This window comes from Calderihabitans maritimus (genome assembly GCF_002207765.1).
GTDB lineage: Bacteria > Bacillota > KKC1 > Calderihabitantales > Calderihabitantaceae > Calderihabitans > Calderihabitans maritimus.
This window is the reverse complement of the sequence record NZ_BDGJ01000062.1, coordinates 1-583: the sequence shown is the minus strand read 5'-3', so window position 1 is coordinate 583 and position 583 is coordinate 1. Positions and strand designations below refer to the sequence as shown.

Genomic DNA, 583 nt, shown 5'->3' with positions numbered 1-583 from the left:
CTTCTATTTTCTCTCCAGTGGAAAGAACGGCAAAGTGTTTCAAACCAACATCTATGCCAACAGGTTCTCCAACTACCGAAACGGGATCGGGTATTTCTTCTATGACCGCCAGGCTTACGTACCATCTGTCAGCTTCCCGGCTCACAGTGGCTGAAAGTATCCTGCCTTTGCATTTCGTCGTCTTTTCTTTGACCCTGATTTTACCTAGTCGGGGTAACTGCACGTGTTTTGGGAATACCTTAATCGTACCCGTAAGCCTGAAGCTGTCATGCACACCTTTTTTCTTAAACTTCGGGAAATTCGCTCTGCCTTCAAAGAAGTTCTTAAAAGCTTTGTCCAGATCTCTCAGCGCTTCCTGCGGAGCACATTTCGATACCTCATACATCCAGGGGAAATCCGTCTTCTTCAGCCTGTTCAGTTTACGGTGAAGTTCTATCGCGTTGGTGGTCTTTCTCTCTTCTTCCCACAGTCTCTTCCGTTCGGCCAGTCCCCAGTTCCAGGCAAATCTGGCACAACCAGCATGTTTCTTCAAAAGAATAAGCTGGGTCTTGTTTGGTTTAAGCTCGTACCGGTAAGCCTTATT

At 46.8% G+C, this 583-nt stretch carries 1 protein-coding gene; it reads right to left on the bottom strand.

The window, feature by feature from the left end; all coding sequences use genetic code 11:
• A partial coding sequence (locus KKC1_RS06160; protein ID WP_143288692.1) for an RNA-guided endonuclease InsQ/TnpB family protein occupies positions 1 to 583 on the bottom strand: 583 nt, incomplete at both ends.